16 protein-coding genes are annotated in these 17,403 nt (G+C 72.2%); 6 read left to right on the forward strand and 10 right to left on the reverse strand.

Translation table 11 applies throughout. The features are described from left to right. The first annotated feature begins 551 nt into the window (after nt 1–551). Nucleotides 552–1,718: a nitric oxide synthase oxygenase gene (locus ACZ67T_RS39325; protein WP_469990986.1), complete on the forward strand. Its 1,167-nt coding sequence runs from the start codon at nt 552–554 to the stop codon at nt 1,716–1,718. A gap of 237 nt (nt 1,719–1,955) precedes the next feature. Continuing rightward, a complete protein-coding gene (locus tag ACZ67T_RS39330; RefSeq protein WP_469990913.1) occupies nt 1,956–2,996 on the forward strand; it encodes a lactonase family protein in 1,041 nt (346 codons plus the stop codon). An 87-nt stretch (nt 2,997–3,083) separates the two neighbouring features. Here ACZ67T_RS39330 and ACZ67T_RS39335 read toward each other — a convergent pair whose 3' ends face one another. From ACZ67T_RS39335 to ACZ67T_RS39355, 5 genes are all read right to left on the reverse strand, one after another. Then, on the reverse strand, nt 3,084–4,034 hold the full coding sequence (locus ACZ67T_RS39335) for a sirohydrochlorin chelatase (protein WP_469990914.1): 951 nt from the start codon (nt 4,032–4,034) through the stop codon (nt 3,084–3,086). A 132-nt stretch (nt 4,035–4,166) separates the two neighbouring features. Beyond that, entirely contained in the window at nt 4,167–5,213 is a 1,047-nt protein-coding gene (locus ACZ67T_RS39340; RefSeq protein ID WP_469990916.1) for an N-acetylglucosamine kinase, read from the reverse strand. Further along, complete coding sequence (locus ACZ67T_RS39345; protein ID WP_469990918.1) at nt 5,210–5,887, reverse strand: uracil-DNA glycosylase; 678 nt, start codon at nt 5,885–5,887, stop codon at nt 5,210–5,212. The genes ACZ67T_RS39340 and ACZ67T_RS39345 overlap by 4 nt, the downstream gene beginning before the upstream one ends. A gap of 34 nt (nt 5,888–5,921) precedes the next feature. Then, nucleotides 5,922–7,010 carry a WD40/YVTN/BNR-like repeat-containing protein gene (locus tag ACZ67T_RS39350; protein WP_469990919.1) on the reverse strand — a complete coding sequence of 363 codons (1,089 nt, stop codon included), beginning with the start codon at nt 7,008–7,010 and terminating at the stop codon, nt 5,922–5,924. Between the two features lie 317 nt (nt 7,011–7,327). After that, the gene (locus ACZ67T_RS39355) at nt 7,328–7,588 is read right to left on the reverse strand and encodes a hypothetical protein (protein WP_469990921.1); all 261 of its coding nucleotides are present in this window, start codon (nt 7,586–7,588) and stop codon (nt 7,328–7,330) included. A 43-nt stretch (nt 7,589–7,631) separates the two neighbouring features. On the opposite strand from ACZ67T_RS39355, the gene ACZ67T_RS39360 reads away from it, so the two are divergent. Both ACZ67T_RS39360 and ACZ67T_RS39365 read left to right on the forward strand, forming a co-directional pair. Then, nucleotides 7,632–9,179: a M81 family metallopeptidase gene (locus ACZ67T_RS39360; protein WP_469990923.1), complete on the forward strand. Its 1,548-nt coding sequence runs from the start codon at nt 7,632–7,634 to the stop codon at nt 9,177–9,179. A gap of 127 nt (nt 9,180–9,306) precedes the next feature. Then, nucleotides 9,307–9,561 (forward strand): type B 50S ribosomal protein L31, encoded by a 255-nt coding sequence (locus tag ACZ67T_RS39365; protein WP_383095387.1) that lies wholly within the window; start codon nt 9,307–9,309, stop codon nt 9,559–9,561. Between the two features lie 58 nt (nt 9,562–9,619). On the opposite strand, the gene ACZ67T_RS39370 is transcribed toward ACZ67T_RS39365, so the two are convergent. After that, a complete protein-coding gene (locus ACZ67T_RS39370) occupies nt 9,620–10,699 on the reverse strand; it encodes an NADH:flavin oxidoreductase/NADH oxidase (RefSeq protein WP_469990925.1) in 1,080 nt (359 codons plus the stop codon). 165 nt (nt 10,700–10,864) lie between these two features. Between ACZ67T_RS39370 and ACZ67T_RS39375 the strand changes: the two genes are divergently transcribed. Further along, a complete protein-coding gene (locus ACZ67T_RS39375; protein WP_469990927.1) occupies nt 10,865–11,257 on the forward strand; it encodes an ArsR/SmtB family transcription factor in 393 nt (130 codons plus the stop codon). Here the strand turns inward: ACZ67T_RS39375 and ACZ67T_RS39380 are convergent. From ACZ67T_RS39380 to ACZ67T_RS39390, 3 genes are all read right to left on the reverse strand, one after another. Then, nucleotides 11,213–12,574 (reverse strand): nucleobase:cation symporter-2 family protein, encoded by a 1,362-nt coding sequence (locus ACZ67T_RS39380; protein WP_469990929.1) that lies wholly within the window; start codon nt 12,572–12,574, stop codon nt 11,213–11,215. The genes ACZ67T_RS39375 and ACZ67T_RS39380 overlap by 45 nt on opposite strands. A gap of 180 nt (nt 12,575–12,754) precedes the next feature. Continuing rightward, nucleotides 12,755–14,104 carry an FAD-dependent oxidoreductase gene (locus ACZ67T_RS39385; RefSeq protein ID WP_469990931.1) on the reverse strand — a complete coding sequence of 450 codons (1,350 nt, stop codon included), beginning with the start codon at nt 14,102–14,104 and terminating at the stop codon, nt 12,755–12,757. A gap of 95 nt (nt 14,105–14,199) precedes the next feature. Then, nucleotides 14,200–14,844 (reverse strand): DUF305 domain-containing protein, encoded by a 645-nt coding sequence (locus tag ACZ67T_RS39390; RefSeq protein ID WP_469990933.1) that lies wholly within the window; start codon nt 14,842–14,844, stop codon nt 14,200–14,202. Between the two features lie 115 nt (nt 14,845–14,959). Between ACZ67T_RS39390 and ACZ67T_RS39395 the strand changes: the two genes are divergently transcribed. After that, entirely contained in the window at nt 14,960–16,462 is a 1,503-nt protein-coding gene (locus ACZ67T_RS39395; protein WP_469990934.1) for an LVIVD repeat-containing protein, read from the forward strand. On the opposite strand, the gene ACZ67T_RS39400 is transcribed toward ACZ67T_RS39395, so the two are convergent. Continuing rightward, nucleotides 16,450–17,130 (reverse strand): TetR/AcrR family transcriptional regulator, encoded by a 681-nt coding sequence (locus ACZ67T_RS39400; RefSeq protein WP_329576827.1) that lies wholly within the window; start codon nt 17,128–17,130, stop codon nt 16,450–16,452. The two genes, ACZ67T_RS39395 and ACZ67T_RS39400, sit on opposite strands and share 13 nt — an antisense overlap. Between the last annotated feature and the right edge of the window lie 273 nt (nt 17,131–17,403).

A 17,403-nucleotide genomic window follows, 5' to 3' on the forward strand; every position in this document is an offset into this window, starting at 1 on the left:
CTCAGAGCCCGATCGCCCGTACGGCCGCGGTCCTGCATCACTCGTCCCACCTGGGGCAACGCCCTGTGAGGTGGACGGCCCGGCACGTTCCGGGGCGGATTCGCCTGTCACGTAGACGACGGATCGGCCCCCGGACGGGTGACGCAGCGGCATCATGTGGACGCACGGAGTGCGCGGCCCCGCGGGAGGGCCCGCGGCCGGGGACCCCCTGGGAGTGCGCCATGCCCGATACACCGCAGCGAACCGACGGGCCCGCCGGCTGGCTGGACCGAGCCGAGGCAAGAGACCGAGCCGATGCAGGAGACGCGGTCTGGGACGGAACCGAGGCGAGGGATGTCGGTGGGGCGGGGGACGGGGCCACGGCCCGGATTCGGGCCCTGGCAAGGGATGTCAGCGCTGCGCGGAACGGAGCCGCAGCCTGGGACGGAGCCGCGGCCTGGGACGGGGTCGCGAGCGGAGACGGAGCCGTCTCCTGGGGCGGAGGCTTCCAGGAACGGCACGAACGCTGCCCGGAAGGCGCCGCTGGCCGTCACCCATCCGCTGACGCCGGTATCGGCCACCCCCGCAGCCCCGACTCCCGCGGCCCTGGCCCTCGTGACCCAGCCCCCCGCACCCCGGAGCTCTGGCACGCCGCCTCCGGCTTCATCCGCCTCCACCACGCCGAGGAGCGGCTCGGCGACCCGGCCGCCCGCCTCGCGGAGGCATACGCCGAGATCGCGGACACAGGAACGTATCGCCACACCGAGCGCGAGCTCACCTTCGGGGCCCGCGTCGCCTGGCGGAACGCCAACCGTTGCATCGGCCGCCTCTACTGGAACTCCCTGCACGTCCGCGACCGCCGCCACCTCACCGCCGCCGAGGACATCGCAGCCGCCTGCACCGACCATCTGCGCGAGGCATCGCAAGGCGGCCGCATCCGTCCTCTGATCACCGTCTTCGCACCCGACGCGCCCGACCGCTCCGGGCCCCGAATCTGGAACGAACAGCTCATCCGGTACGCGGGGTACGTCCAGCGTGACGGCCGCGTCGTCGGCGACCCGCGCAATGAGGGCCTCACCGCGCTCGCCCGGCGCCTCGGCTGGCGCGGCGGCGACGGCACCCCCTTCGACGTACTGCCCCTGATCGTCCAGGGCACCGACGACAAGCCACGGTGCTTCGACCTGCCGTCCGACGCGGTCCTGGAAGTGCCCATCGAGCACGAGGAGCACGACTGGTGGGCCGGGCTGGGCCTGCGCTGGCACGCCGTGCCGGCCCTGTCGACGATGTGCCTGGAGATCGGCGGGGTCTGCTACCAGGCCGCCCCCTTCAACGGCTGGTACATGGGTACCGAGATAGGCGCCCGCAACTTCGCCGACACCGATCGCTACGACCTCCTGCCGCGCATCGCGGAACGCCTCGGCCTCGACACCACCAGCGACCGGTCCCTGTGGAAGGACCGCGCCCTCGTCGAGCTGAACCGCGCCGTCCTGTTCTCCTTCGACCGCGCCGGCGTCACCGTCACGGACCATCACACCGAGTCCCGGCGCTTCCTCACCCACCTCGACCGCGAGCAGCGCAAGGGCCGCACCGCGGGCGCCGACTGGTCCTGGATCGTGCCGCCGATCTCCGGCTCGGCCACCCCCGTCTTCCACCGCACGTACGACACCACGGAGCGCACGCCGGCGTACGTGCAGCATCCCGAGGCGCTCGCCAGAGCGTCCGGTGAGTTCCTGGTCTAGGGCCACGCCCGTCTGCGGCGTTGTCGTCGGGCGCCGGCTGCCCCGAGCTCCCGTCCGCGCTCGAGCGGACGGGACCCCCTTCGCGTCGCCTCAGTCCTCCGCCTCGCATCCGCACGCGCCGGACCCCGCTCCCGGATCCGGCCTGATCCAGACGAAAGGCCCTGGCCCCGCTGCTACCGTCGGCCGCACGAACGGCGAGCACCGGGCTCACCGTGCATCCGGCGCAAGGGGTTTCGCGTGGGCGACAGGCAGGGCGGACGGGCGTACATCGGATCCTTCACCGCCGCGGGAGGCTCCGGGATCGTCACCGCGTCCGTTCACATGGACAGCGGCTCACTCACCGTGCTCAGCGCCGTGGACACGCTCCCCGACCCCTCGTACCTCGCGCTCTCGCCCGCCCGCGACTTCCTCTACGCGGTGAGCGAGACCGCAGAGGGGGCCGTCGCCGCGTTCCGTACCGCGGACGGCAAGCCGGAACTCGCCGGGCGCGGCGTCCTCGTCCGCGGCTCGGGCCCCACCCACCTCGCCCTGTACGAGGGCCACGTACTCACCGCCAACTACGGGTCCGGCAGCGTCACTTCGGTACGGCTGCGCGCCGACGGCACTCTCGACGGCGAGTTCGTCGACGTGCTGCGCCACGAGGGTTCGGGCACGCATCCCAAGCGTCAGCAGGGCCCGCACACCCACCAGGTGAGGCCGGACCCCAGCGGCCGCTGGGCCGTCAGCGTGGACCTGGGTACCGACTCCGTGCGGGTCTGCTCGATGCAGGGCGGGCACCTGGAGGTGCACCGCGAGATCGCGCTGCGGCCCGGCTCGGGGCCTCGGCACCTCGCGTTCCACCCGCGCGGCGACCGCGCGTACATCCTGAACGAGCTCACGCCGACCGTCACCGTCTGCCAGTGGGACGCCGCCGAGGGCGCCCTGCAGCCGCTCGGCGAGATCTCCGTGCTGCCGGACGCCCCACACGGCGACGCCTTCCCGTCCGAGGTCGTCGTGGCGCCCGACGGGCGCTTCCTGTGGACCGCCACGCGCGGCGCGAACGTCATCTCTGTCCTGGCCCTCGACGCCACCGGCGATCGCCCCACGCTGCGTGCCACCGTGTCCTGCGGCGGCGACTGGCCACGCGCCCTGGCCCTGCACCCTTCGGGCCGCTTCCTGTACGCGGCGAACGAGAGGTCCGGCGACGTGACCTGGTTCTCCGTGGACAGCGAGACCGGCCTCCCACGCCGTGGCGGCTCCATCGAGGCGCCCGCCGCGTCCTGTGTGATCTTCGGCTGAGACCGTTCCCGAGCGGATACGGAGACGGGCCCGACCCCCTGGGGGTTCGGGCCCGTCTCCGGTGCCTGTGCAGGTGCGCCCGGCTCGTCAGAGGACCGGCGCGCCCTGCGGCTGCTGCGGGGCGATGCCCAGCGCCGTCGCGTACTTCGACAGGGCCAGCTTGCCGATCGCCGGGTAGGCGCCCAGCGACTCGGCGGACGCGCAGCCCGCCTCGTTCGCCGCCGCCTCGAGGAGGCTGGCGTCTATCTCCGGGCCGATCAGGTACGGCGCGAGCGCCAGCTGCTGCGAGCCGGAGCCGCGCAGCTGCTCGGCGGTCGCCGCGATAGCGCCCTCCTCGTCGAGCGCGGCCGCCATGACCGGCACCGCGAGGCGCGCGGCCAGGAGCATGCCGGTGATCCCGGCGGCCTGGACGGCCTCGTCGCCGCCGACCGAGGCGAGGATGATGCCGTCGGCGGCGGTCGCCACCGTGAACAGCCGGGCGCGGTCGGCCCGGGCCAGGCCCGCTTCCGACAGACGCACGTGCAGCGCTTCCGCGAGCAGCGGGTGCGGGCCGAGGACATCCGTCAGCTCGGCGGCCGTACGGCTGTCGATCACGGCCTGCCGGATACGGCGCGTGAGCGCGCTGTCCGGGCCCGCGAGCAGGGGCACGACCACGGCGACCGGTCCGTCGGGCTCCGCGACGTCGGCGCCCGCGGCACGGGCCTGCTCGAAACGGGCGGTGCGCTCCTTCGCGGCGCGCGACAGCACGGCCCGCAGGGAGGGGAACTCGGCGAAGGCCGAGGCCTCGGCGGCCTCCGAGTCGTCACCGTCGAGGTATCCGATGCGGGCGTCGAGGCCCGGCAGCTCGGAGCGGGCGATGCTCACGACCTCTTCGGCGAGGCTGCGCGAGGCGCTGCTGGGCGTGCCGGGCACCGCGAGGACGAGTGCGGGTGCGCCCTCGGGGGCGGCCACGGGTTCCGGGCGGCGGTGCCGACCGGGCTGACGGGGTCGCGGCATTCGTACAGGCAGGCCGGATGCAGGCCCAGTGGGGGAGCTCATGCCGCCGCATGCTACTGGCTCGCGGGTCTCCCTTGTTCGGGGAGGGGGCAGCTGAGCGGTATCCGTCCGGATTTATCCTTTCAGTGACGAATGGCTCAACTGTCCAGGTCAGAGGGGGTGAAAGGGCCGCCCTCAGTGGCCGGCATCCTCCCGGGGGACGTGGAGGAGGCGGCCGTCGCACGGCAGGAGCAGGCCGTCGAGCGCGAGCGCGGCGGCGATCACCAGCGCACCGTGCAGCGGGTCGCCGGTCGCCGACACGGCTTCGGCGTACGGGAGTTGCTCCGCGAGCTCGGTACGGAGCGGGGCGAGCAGCGGCTCGCCCATCTTGAACAGGCCGCCCGTGAGCGCCACTTCACTGCCCGGCATCGGCGGGCACACCGCGGCGGCCGCCTCGGCGACATGGCGGGCCGCCTCGCGCAGGATTCCCGCGGCGACGGAGTCGTCGAGTGAGGCGCGGGCCACGTCGGGCGCGAAGGAGGCGAGGACGGCCGGACGGTCCGTGCGCGGATAGATCCGGGCGGGCATCCCGCCCGCCGGCCCGAACCGCTCCTCCGCGAGGGCGAGCAGCGCGGCGGACCCCCCGCGCCGTCCGTCGAACGCCCGCATCGCCGCGTCCAGGCCCGCACGGCCGATCCACGCGCCGCCGCCGCAGTCGCCGAGGAGATGCCCCCAGCCGTCGGCCCGGCGCCAGGTGCCGAGGTCCGTGCCGAGCGCGATCATGCCCGTGCCCGCGGCGACGACCGCGCCGGGCCGCTGGCCGAGCGCGCCCGCGTACGCGGTGACACCGTCCGCGGCCAACGCGAGCCGCCGTACGCCCAGTTCGGCCGCGAGGGCGCCCGGGAGCTCGGCCCGCAGTCCGTCGCCGAGCGTGGCCATGCCGGCCGCGCCGACGGCGACCGCGCTCAGCCGTGGCACGCCCGGGACGCGGTCGCCGACGCGGGCGAGCAGCTCCCGGGCCATCGGAAGCATCTGTGCGAGCAGATGCCCGGCGTCGATGCCCGCCGCTCCGGTCCGCACGGGCTCGCGGGACACCGTCGTCTCGGGACGGGTGAGGTCCCCGGCGGCGGCGAGCGCCACGCGCAGACCGGAGCCACCGGAGTCGACGCCGAGGACCCATTCGGGGCCGGCGGGACAGTTCTCTCCGTCGCCCGGCCCGGCAGTGGCCGGCCCGCTGGTCACGGCAGCCGCCAGTCCACCGGCTGTCCGCCCTGCCGCGCCAGCAGGTCGTTGGCCCGGCTGAACGGACGCGAGCCGAAGAAGCCGCGGTCCGCCGACATGGGGGAGGGATGCGCGGACTCCACGGACGGCAGGTCGCCGAGGAGGGGGCGCAGATTGCGGGCGTCGCGGCCCCACAGGACGGACACGAGCGGGCGGTCGCGCGCGGCCAGCGCCCTGATCGCCTGCTCCGTCACCGCTTCCCAGCCCTTGCCGCGGTGCGCGGCGGGGCGGCGCGGGGCCGTGGTGAGCGCCCTGTTCAACAGGAGCACGCCCTGCTGTGTCCAGGGCGTCAGGTCGCCGTTCGACGGCTGGGGCAGGCCCAGGTCCGTGTTCAGCTCGCGATAGATGTTGATGAGGCTGCCGGGCAGCGGCCGCACCTCGGGCGCGACCGAGAACGAGAGCCCGACGGCATGTCCCGGCGTCGGATAGGGGTCCTGGCCGACGATCAGGACCCGCACCTCGTCGAACGGCTGCTGGAACGCGCGCAGCACGTTCGGCCCGGCCGGGAGGTACGTGCGTCCCGCCGCGATCTCCGCGCGCAGGAACTCGCCCATCGCGGTGATCTGGTCCGCGACGGGTTCAAGGGCCTTCGCCCAGCCGGCTTCTACGATTTCGTGCAAGGGTCGTGGTGCCACGGGCGTCACCCTACTGCCGTGACGGACGGGCCGATCAACCGACCACGGCCGCCCGCACGCACAGCACGTCCGGCAGATGTGAGGCCAACTGCCGCCAGCTGTCACCGTCGTCGGCCGACGCGTACACCTCGCCGTTGCGATTGCCGAAGTACACGCCCGCCGGGTCGGCGTCGTCCGTGCACAGCGCGTCGCGCAGCACCGTCCCGTAGTGATCGCCCTGCGGGAGCCCCGCCGTCAGCGGCTCCCAGGACCTGCCCGCGTCCTCGGTACGGAAGACGCGGCAGTGCCTCTCGGCGGGCACGCGGTCCGAGTCGGCGTTGATCGGGAAGACGTACGCCGTGTCCCCGCGGTGCGGATGCGCGGCGGCGGCGAAGCCGAACGTCGAGGGGAGGCCCGCCCCGATGTCGGTCCACCGGGAGCCGCCGTCGTCGCTGCGGTAGACCCCCCAGTGGTTCTGCAGGTAGAGGCGGTCCGGGTCGGCCGCGTCCTGCGTGACCTTGTGGACGCACTGGCCGAACTCGGGGTTCGGATCCGGCAGGAAGACCGCGGAGACCCCGGAGTTGGCGGGATCCCAGCTCTGTCCGCCGTCCCGCGTGCGGAACACCCCGGCCGTGGACACCGCGACCGTCACCGCGCTCGCGTCACGCGGATCGGTGACCACCGTGTGCAGGCCCTCACCGCCGCCGCCGGGCACCCACTTCGACCGCGTCGGGTGCTCCCACAGCGGACGCACGAGATCGAACGTCTCGCCCCGGTCCTCGGAGCGGTACAGCGCTGCCGGCTCGGTGCCCGCGTACACCACGTCCCGCTCGGCGGCGGCCGGATGCAGTTGCCACACGCGCTCCAGCGAGGCCCCCGTGTCCTTCGGGAACTTGACGGCGGGGTGCGACGGCTCGGTCCACGTACGGCCCAGGTCGTTGGAGTGGAAGACCGACGGGCCGAAGTGCGCGCTGTCCCCGCCCGCAAGCAGCCGCGGGACATCGCCCCGCGTGTCGATCGCCACCGAGTACACGGCCTGCGAATTGAAGTACGGGCCTTCGTCGAACTCCCACGCGCCGCCGCCTCGCCTGCGGCCGATGAAAAGCCCCTTGCGCGTGCCAACCGTCAGCAGTACTTCGGTCATGCCGGACACCTCCGAGGACGCCTTTGTCTCAGGTACGGCCCAGTCTGCACCCGACCACTGACAGTCACCCCCAGAGCTGTCATCGTCGCAGGTCACACCGGCTGGGCGGCTGCTTCCTCCGGCACGGGCAGCGGCAAATGACAGGCCACCTGGATCGGGCACGTCGAAGGTGTCGAGCAGACCCCGCGTGTACGGATGCAGCGGCCGCGCGCACACCTTCCGCGTGGGGCCCGTCAACGCCCTGGCCAGGACCGGGCGTTGGCGTCGGCCGCCGGAGAACTCGTGCGGAGGGCGGTGGACGGCGCCCCGCGGCAGTCTCACGGTGTCGAGGAGCCCGTCGATCTGCGCCCGTTCCGCGCGGAGGTGATGCCGGCGGACAGCATCGAGTCCCAGTCGGCGGACGGCTGCGGGATGCTGAGCCCGAGAAACACGAGAAACACGAGAAACACGAGAAACACGAGAAACACGAGAAACACGAGATACATGAGATACACGAGATATCTGACGTAGAGATCACCGCGACGGACACGGGTCGCGACGCAGGACGGCTCGGTGCGGGCCTCACCGCCCTGCGCCACAACCTCCCACCGCACCCGTCACCCAGGAAGAGAGCGCCTCAGCATGACCGGCACGGTCCCCGCACGCCGCCTGCGCATCGGCATCGGCGGCATCGGCATCGAGTCCTCCACGTTCTGCCCGCACCGCTCCACCACGGACGACTTCCGGCAGACCCGCGGCCAGGAACTCCTCGACCGCTACACCTGGACCAGGCCCGACTCCGACCTCGCCGACGTGGTCGAGTGGGTGCCGCTGCTGCACGCGACCGCGCTGCCCGGCGGCCCGGTCGAGGCTGAGTCGTACCTGGTCCTCAAGGACGAACTCGTCACCCGCATACGCGAGGCGGGCCCCCTCGACGGCATGGTCTACGACATCCACGGCGCCATGAGCGTCATCGGCCTCACCGACGCGGAGGGCGACCTGACGGACGCGGTCCGCGCCGCGCTCGACGCCCACGGCACCCGCCCCCTGCTCTCCGCCGCGATGGACCTGCACGGCAATGTGTCGCGCCGCTTCGCCGACCCCTGCGACCTGCTCACGGCCCACCGCCTCGCCCCGCACGAGGACGCGTGGGACACCCGCGAGCGCGCCGCCCGCAATCTCGTACGCTGCCTGCGCGACGGCACGCGTCCGCACCGCGCCTGGGTCCAGGTGCCCGTCCTGCTGCCCGGCGAGAAGACCAGCACCCGCCTCGAACCCGCCAAGTCCCTGTACGCCTCGCTCGCCGAGACGGAGAAGCTTCCAGGCATCCTCGACGCGGCGATGTGGGTCGGCTACGCCTGGGCGGACGAGCCGCGCTGCAGGGCCGCCGTCGTCGTCACCGGCGACGACGCCGAACTCGCCGCCGGGGAGGCGGAGAAGCTCGCCCGGCGCTACTGGGACGCCCGCAGGGACTTCGTCTTCGTCGGCCCGACCGGCAGCGCCGAGGAGTGCATCGAGAAGGCGGTGGCCTCCGACAAGCGCCCCTTCCTCATCAGCGACTCCGGCGACAACCCGACCGCGGGCGGCGCCGGAGACCTCGCGTACATGCTGGGCAAGCTCCTTGCCGACGACGCGATCCGCACGGGAGAGGTCACGGCCGTGCACCCGGGCATCACCGACCTGGTCGCCGTGGCCCGCTGCTTCGAGGCGGGAGTGGGCTCCGAGGTGACGCTGAGCGTCGGTGGCAAGGTCGACGTCGGCCACGGCGGACCGTACGAACTCACCGGTACCGTCACGGCGTTGCAGCGCGCCGGCGAGCAGAAGGACCGGGCCGAGGGCGGCGCCCGCGACCGCGGCGTCGACATGGCGGCCGTGCGCGTCGGCGGACTCACCGTCGTCCTCGTGCAGCGCCGCAAGCCGTTCCACACGCTCGCAGACTTCATGGGCCCCGCCGAGGGCGGCCTCGGCATCGACCCGCGCACGTACGACCTGGTCGTCGTGAAGATCGGCTATCTGGAGCCCGAACTCCACGACATGGCGGCCGACTGGCTGCTCGCCCTCACCCCGGGCGGCGTCGACCAGGACCTCCTGCGCCTGGGGCACCACCGGGTCGAGCGGCCGCTGTACCCGTTCGATGACGACGCGTACGCGGACGGGCCGGGCCCCGACCTCACGGCCGTGCTCCTGTAGGCGGGCGTGCTCTTGCGGACGGGTGGCCGACGGAGTCGCGGAGCGGCCGCTTCCGGGTGAGGCTGGAGGGGCCCGTACCGGCTGTCGACGAGCCGGTGCGCCGAGACCGCGCGCTGAAGGAGACACGATGCAGCAGGACAAGCAGCCCGGCTACGGCCCCGTGGTGTTCCGCGACCGGTCGGCGGGCTATGCCTTTCTGACCCGCTCGACGGCCTCCAGCGAAGAGACGATCGAGTGGGACGACGGCGAGACCTACCCCGTCGTCGACGTGGAGATCTCCTCCGAGTCGCACCCCTTCTACACGGGCAAGGCGCGGGTGGTCGACGCCGAGGGGCAGGTCGCCAAGTTCGAGAAGCGGTACGGCGAGCAGGACAAGGGCTGACCGCCCGGGCGCCTGACCGACCGCCGTACCGCTGAGGGACGGGCCGTATCGCCGGGGCTCAGACCGAGCGGTGGTACTGGTCCGGCACGTGTACGTCCCCGCCCAGCTCGCGCGCCGCCGAGCGCGCCCACGACGGGCTGCGCAGCAGTTCACGGCCGAGCAGGACGGCGTCGGCCTCGCCGTTGGCGAGGATCTTCTCGGCCTGCTCCACGTCGGTGATGAGGCCGACGGCGGCCACGGCCAGCTCCGTCTCGGCCTTCACGCGCGCGGCGAAGGGGACCTGGTAACCGGGTCCGACCGGGATGCGGACGCCGGACGCGTTGCCGCCCGTCGAGACGTCGAGCAGATCGACACCGTGCTCCTTGAGGAGGGTGGCGAGGCGCACAGTCTCGTCAGGCGTCCAGCCGTTCTCCTCCAGCCAGTCGGTGGCGGAGACACGGAAGAAGAGCGGCTTGTCCTGCGGCCACACCTCGCGGACCGCGTCGACCACCTCGAGGGCGAAACGCACCCGGTTGTCGAAGGAGCCGCCGTACTCGTCCGTGCGGACGTTGGAGTGCGGCGAGAGGAACTGGCCGATCAGATAGCCGTGCGCGCCGTGGATCTCGGCGACGTCGAAACCCGCGTCCAGGGCGCGGCGGGCGCCGTCGGCGAACTGGCCGACGATCTCGCGGATCCGCTCCACGGTGAGCTCGGCCGGGACGGGGTGCTTGTCGTCGAAGGCGAGGGGGCTCGGCGCGACCGAGTCCCAGCCGTGCGCGTCGGCGCCGACCGGGGCGCCGCCCTTCCAGGGCCGGTCGGTCGAGGCCTTGCGGCCGGCATGTCCGAGCTGGATGCCCGCAACGGTGCCGTGCGCCTTGAAGAAGGCGGTGATCCGGCGGAGCGCCTCGACCTGCGTGTCGTTCCAGATGCCGAGGTCGTACGGGCTGATGCGGCCCTCGGGGCTGACAGCGGTGGCCTCGACGACGATGAGCCCGGTGCCGCCGGCGGCACGGGCCGCGTAGTGCGCGAAGTGCCAGTCGTTCGGGACGCCGGTCAGCGGTCCCTCGGGAGCGGCGCTGTACTGGCACATCGGCGGCATCCAGACCCGGTTGGGGATGGTCAGCGACCGGAGGGTGTAGGGCTCGAACAGCGCGCTCACGGCAGACTCCTATGCGTTCACGACGGGCGTGGCGGGTCCTCGTACGATAGGCATCGTAGTACGGCACCTGTCAAACTACGATAGATCTCGTACAATGGGCCTGACGTAACCGGAACGCACCCGCCATGCCCGTCCGCACTCCGGGCCGAACGAAGTGGAGCCGCCGTGACGACCGCCGCACCGAGCAGCAGGGCGCTTGCTCACCCCACGCGTGACGAGATCCGCCTGGAGTCGGTGCTGCACGCGCTCGCCGACCCGATGCGCCTGCGGGTGGTGCGGGAGCTGGCGGCCGAGGAGGGCGAGGACGCGGAGCTCTCCTGTTCGCACTTCGTCCTGCCTGTCACGAAGTCGACCACCACGCACCACTTCCGCGTCCTGCGCGAGAGCGGCGTGATCCGGCAGATGTACCGGGGCACCGCCAAGATGAGCGTGCTGCGCCGCGCCGACCTGGACGTGCTCTTCCCCGGCCTTCTCGACAGCGTCCTCGCGGCGGCCGCCCGGCAGGACGACCGGCTAGGCGGCGGGGGATCCGACGGTGCCGACAGCCTCGGGGGCTGAACTCCCGCTTCCTGGAAGGTGGTTGAACAGCAGGTTGAGCACGATCGCCGTGATGCAGCCCGCGCTGATCCCGCTGTCCATGACCGTCTGGAACCAGTCGGGGAACTTCGCGTAGATCCCGGGCACGCCCACCGGAAGTACCCCGATCGCGACCGACACGGCGACGACCGTCAGGTTGTGGTTGCCGGCGAAGTCGACCCGGGCCAGCGTCCGCACGCCGCTCGCCGCGACCGTGCCGAACATGACGAGGCCCGCGCCGCCGAGCACCGGCGCCGGGATCGCGGCGACGACCGCGCCCAGCTTGGGGAGCAGGCCGAGCAGCACCAGGATCCCGCCGGCCGTGGCGACGACCCAGCGGCTGCGCACCCGCGTCATGCCCACAAGGCCGACGTTCTGTGCGAACGCGGTGTACGGGAACGTGTTGAACACGCCGCCGAGGACCGTGGAGAGGCCGTCCGCGCGCAGGCCGTCCGCCAGTGAGCGCGGCTGGACGGGCCGCCCCGTCATCTCGCCCACCGCGATGAAGTCGCCCGTCGTCTCGGTCATCGTCACCAGCGCCACGATCAGCATCGACACGATCGCCGCGCCGTGGAACGTCGGCGCGCCGAAGTGGAACGGCGTGCTGATGCCCACCCAGTGCGCGTCACCGACACCGCCGAAGTCCGTGAAGCCGGTGGGCACGGCGACGGCCGTGCCGACGACGATGCCGACGAGCACGGCGACGCGGCTCAGGAACGGCGGCGCGAAGCGCTGCACCGCGAGGACCACCACGAGGACGAACGCCGCCAGCGCGATGTTCTTCGGGGCTCCGAAGTCCTTCGAACCCGCCCCGCCCGCAACCCAGTTGCCCGCCACGGGCAGCAGCGAGACACCGATGATCAGGATGACCGTGCCGGTGACCAGCGGCGGGAAGAAGCGCAGCAGCCTGCCGAAGACCGGCGCGAGCAGCATCATCGCGAGCCCGGCGACGATGACCGCCCCGTAGATCGCGGGCAGCCCGCCCCCCGTCGTACCGATGATGACCATGGGCGAGACGGCGGCGAACGTGCAGCCCTGGACGATCGGCAGGCGGACGCCGAACCGCCACACCCCGACGCACTGGATCAACGTCGCGATGCCGCACACCAGTAGATCCGCGGTGATGAGATAGGCGAGGTCGGCGGGCGACAGCTTCATCGCGCCGCCCACGATCAGTGGCACGGCCACCGCGCCCGCGTACATGGCGAGCACGTGCTGCAGACCGAACACGGCCAGCTGCCGCACGGGCGGCACCTCGTCGACGGGGTGTACGGACGGTGGGGCGGCCGGGGCTGCCATGGACACTCCAAGGGGCTGTCGGAACGCGAACGCGAACGCGCAGGCGAAATGCGGGTGCGAGGGTGAGGCGGACAGCACGAGACCGTATGGGGCTTAAACGTTTTGTTGATTTCACGACTGTTGCCGGGATGTGTCGCCCTTCCCGGGCGCCACGCGGCAGTGCGTATCGCTGCTCGGACGCTACGTCGTCCCGTCGCGGGCGGCCGCCAGCAGGCCCGCCCAGTCCGGGATCTTCACCGGGCCGCGCCCCAGGGACCGGCCCAACTCCGCCTCCGCGCGCTCGATCGCGAGCCACCCGGGCCACTCGACGGCCGCGCAGCCCGCCGCGCGAAGCCCGGGGAGCGCGTCATCCGGAACGTGCCGGGCGACAAGCGCCGCGGCGTCGTCGAGCAGTGACTGCGCGGTCTCCTTGGCGCACGGGCGGTTGGTGCCGATCACGCCCGTCGGGCCGCGTTTGATCCAGCCCGCGACATACTCGCCGGGCGAGACCTCGCCGGCCCGCAGGATGCGCCCCTCGCCGTGCGGCACGGTCCCGGTGGCCGCGTCGAACGGCAGCCCGTCCAAGGGCACTCCGCGGTATCCGACCGAGCGCAGGACGAGCTGCGCGTCGATGTCGTCGAACCGGCCGGTGCCGCTCACGCCGCCCGAGCCGTCCGGCGCCGTGTGCTCGAACCGCACGCCCGACACCCTGCCCGCCGCCCCTTGGAGGAGTGCCACCGGCCGCTGGAAGAAGCGCAGATGGATGCGGCGGGGGAGACCCGGCGAGGGGCGCTCGGCCCAGCCGCGCAGCACCTCGACGTTCCGCCGGTTCGCCGCCGGCAGCCCCGACGGGTCGAGGTAGGCGGGATCGAGCGCCAACTCGGCCGGATCCACGACCACTTCGACTCCGGGAAGCGTGCCGAGCTCACGCAGCTCCTTGGTGGTGAACCGGGCCTGCGAAGGGCCGCGCCGCCCCACCATGTGCACGTCCCGCACCCGGCTGTCGGCCAGTGCGCCGAGCGCCGCCTGCGGCATGTCGGTGGGCGCCAGCTCGGCCGCGCCGCGGGCCAGGATCCGCGTGACGTCCACGGCGACGTTGCCCACGCCGATGACGACGGCCGACTCCACGTCCCGTACGAAACCCCCGGCCACCGCGTCCGGATGCGCGCTGTACCAGGAGACGAAATCGGTCGCCGACCAGCTGCCCGGCAGGTCCTCGCCCGGTACGCCGAGCCTGCGGTCGGTCGCGGCCCCGACGCAGTACACGACCGCGTGGTACATCTCCAGGAGCCGGTCGGGCGGCAGGGCGGGGCCGATCTCGACGCCGCCGACGAAGCGGACGCGCTCGTGCTCCAGGACCGTGCGCAGATTGTTCTGCAGCGACTTGATCTTCTCGTGGTCCGGTGCCACGCCGTAGCGCACCAGGCCGTACGGGCAGGGCAGCCGGTCGAGGACGTCCACATGGACGTCCTGCACCCGCTCCTGCTGGACCAGGCTCTGCGCGGTGTACACCCCGCTCGGCCCAGATCCCACAACGGCGACGCGCAGCACGGCGGACTCCTTCCGCAGGCCGACGGACTTCCAGCATGACACCGAGGGGGCCCTGCCGGGAGGGTGTGACGCGCGCGGAGCTCACCCGCCGGGAGTCACGACATCTTCCGCATGCGCCCGATCTCGGCCGTCTGCTGCGCGATCACGTCGTTCGCCATCTCCTCGACCTGGACGTTGTTCCCCTCGGACAGCACGTCCGTCGCCATGGTGACCGCCCCGGTGTGGTGCGTGATCATCAGCTTCAGGAAGAGCTCGTCGAAGGCCGCGCCGTGCGCCGCCTGCAAGGTCTTCAGCTGGGCCTCGGTCGCCATCCCGGGCATCGCCCCGTGCTCGTGGTGCCCGCCGCTCTCGCGCTCCTTGCCGTGGGAGTCGAGCCAGCCCTCCATGGCCCCGACCTCCGGCCCCTGCGCCGCGGCGATGCGCTCCGCGAGGCGCTTGACCTGGCCCGACCGGGCCCGCTTCGGGGCAAGTTCGGTCATCTGCAGGGCCTGCGTGTGATGCGCGATCATCATCTGTGCGTAACTGAAGTCGGCCGAGTTGGGGCTGTCGTCCGGCCTGCGCTTCTGTGCGTCCTGGGCCGACAGCGTCTCGGCGCCCTCTCCCGGCTTGCCCGGTGCGATCACCGAAGGCCCGGGCCGCGCGCGGGAGTCGGTGCCGGCGCCCCCGCCGTCCGGCGCCGTGTCACAGCCGCCGAGTACGAGTGCGGCCACCGCGACCGTCAACGGCAGAACAACTTTCATGACGAGTACGTTGCCATCTGTTGATCTGTGCATGATGAAGACGATACTCGTGGGGTCCGTGCTCCGCTCCCGCGTGAACGGGTATGCGGGGAAGTCCTCGACGAGGGAGACAGCAGTGACCCTGTTGGACACGTCCCGAACGCGACGCAGACGCCTGGGAGTTGCCGCGACCGCGGCGGGGCTGCTGGCCGCGCTGCTCATGGCCGGTCCGGCGGCGGCGACCCCCGATCCGGGCGACGCCCCGGCCAAGGCCGACCGGCTCTCGAAGAGCGCGGCGGCCGACACCCGGGCGGCGATCGCGAACGGCGACATACCCGCCCAGGACGAGGTCGTCCACTCCGACAACATCGAACATCTCGCCAACATCCCCAAGGACGCGCTGCCCGGCATCAACTCGGACCTCGCGTTCCAGGGCAAGTACGCCTTCGCGGGCAACTACGACGGCTTCCGCATCTTCGACATCAGCAACCCGAAGGCCCCGAAGACCGTCGCGCAGGTCCTGTGCCCCGGATCGCAGAACGACGTCTCCGTCTCCGGCGACCTGCTCTTCCTGTCGACGGACTCCTCGCGCAGCGACAACTCCTGTGCCAGCACCACCCAGCCCGCCACGGAGAAGTCCTCCTGGGAGGGCATGAAGGTCTTCGACATCAGCGACAAGAAGAACCCGAAGTACGTCGCCGCCGTCGAGACCGCCTGCGGCTCGCACACGCACACGCTGGTCCCGGAGAAGAAGAACGTCTACGTGTACGTCTCCTCGTACTCGCCGAGCGCGACGTTCCCGGACTGCCAGCCGCCGCACGACGGGATCTCCGTCATCAAGGTGCCCCGCAAGGCACCCGAGAAGGCCGCGATGGTGAACTTCCCCGTGCTGTTCCCCGGTGAGGGGCCGGACGGCGGCGGCAACCCGGGCGGACCCACCAACCCGGGCGTCTCCAAGACCACCGGCTGCCACGACATCACGGTCCTGCCCTCGAAGGACCTGGCCGCCGGCGCCTGCATGGGTGACGGCATCCTGTTCTCCATCAAGGACCCCGAGAACCCGAAGGTCATCGACCAGGTCGAGGACAACACGAACTTCGCGTTCTGGCACTCGGCGACGTTCAACCAGAAGGCCGACAAGGTCATCTTCACGGACGAGCTCGGCGGCGGCGGGGCGGCCACCTGCAACGAGGCCGTAGGGCCGGACCGCGGCGCCGACGGCATCTACGCCGTCGTCGGCAAGGGCGACCACCGCAAGCTGGTCTTCACGAGCTACTTCAAGATCCCCCGCCACCAGGCGGACACCGAGAACTGCGTGGCCCACAACGGCTCGCTGATCCCCGTCAAGGGCAAGGACATCATGGTCCAGGCCTGGTACCAGGGCGGCGTCTCGGTCTGGGACTTCACCGACTCCTCGAAGCCGAAGGAGATCGGCTACTTCGAGCGCGGTCCGCTCACCACGGACACCCTTCAGGTGGGCGGTGCCTGGTCCGCGTACTACTACAACGGCTACATCTACTCGAACGACATCGCCAAGGGCTTCGACGTCCTGAAGCTGAGCGACCGGCGCACGGACCCGGCCGAGCGGGTCCGTCTGGGCGAGCTGAACGTCCAGACGCAGCCGGACTACTTCGACTGAGACCCGGGACGTCCCGGCTCGAAGTACTGGGAGAAGTCCGGAGCGCTCTCCGGGCTTCTCCCGCCGGGCGCCGCGTCGTCCGGCGGGGTTCCGAGCTCCCACGCGAGCCCGTATCGCGCGAACAGCTCCGCCCGCAGGGTCGGCAGCGGCATCGGCGCCCCCGGGACCAGCGCCGCGAACACGGCGCCCATCAGCTGGGAGCGCAGCAGCGGATAGTCGCGGTCGACGCTGAGTGAGCCGTTCCGCAGGACCGTGTCGCGCAGCAGCTCGGCGAGCCGCTGCTGCTCGGGGCACTGCACGAAGCCCTCCGCCTGGAGGATCCCCGCCATGTGCGTCCGCATCAGGACGGGGTGGTCGACGGCCAGGCCGAGGATCGCGTCGACGGCCCGCGCGAGGCGCTCCGGCCCGTCCTCGGTGTGCGGCTCGCGCTCCAGGGCCGCCTCCAGGGTCCGGTGCATGAGGCGGTGCACCGCGGACTGGAGCAGCTGCCGCTTGCCGGGGAAGTAGTACGACACCAGGCCCCGTGCCGAACCGGCGCGGTCCGCGATGTCGCCGAGGGTCGTCGCGTCGTACCCGCGCTCCCCGACGAGCTCGACCGTCGCCTGCAGAAGCCGCTCGCGGGATCGCCGTCGCAACTCCTCATTGACCGATGCGCTGCGCGGGGACATCCTGTAACTCCTGCGTTGACTGGCTCACAGCCAGTATACTCAGCGCGTCCCTGCCAGAGGGGCCTTTCCGCAACCTTTGGCCAGGGCTGTCGGGCGTATCCGGCGACGCGGGGGATCGTCGGATACGCCCGGTCCTGCCGGGCCGGTGTCCGGACGGCGTCGGTGCCGTCCGGGCACCGGCCCGGTACGGGTTTCCGGTGCGGGATACGGGCATCCGGCGGGGGCTTTTGGTACGGCCGCCGACGCCGGAAATCCCCACCGCGGAGGGCAGCC

The organism is Streptomyces sp. NPDC107517 (assembly GCF_055582645.1).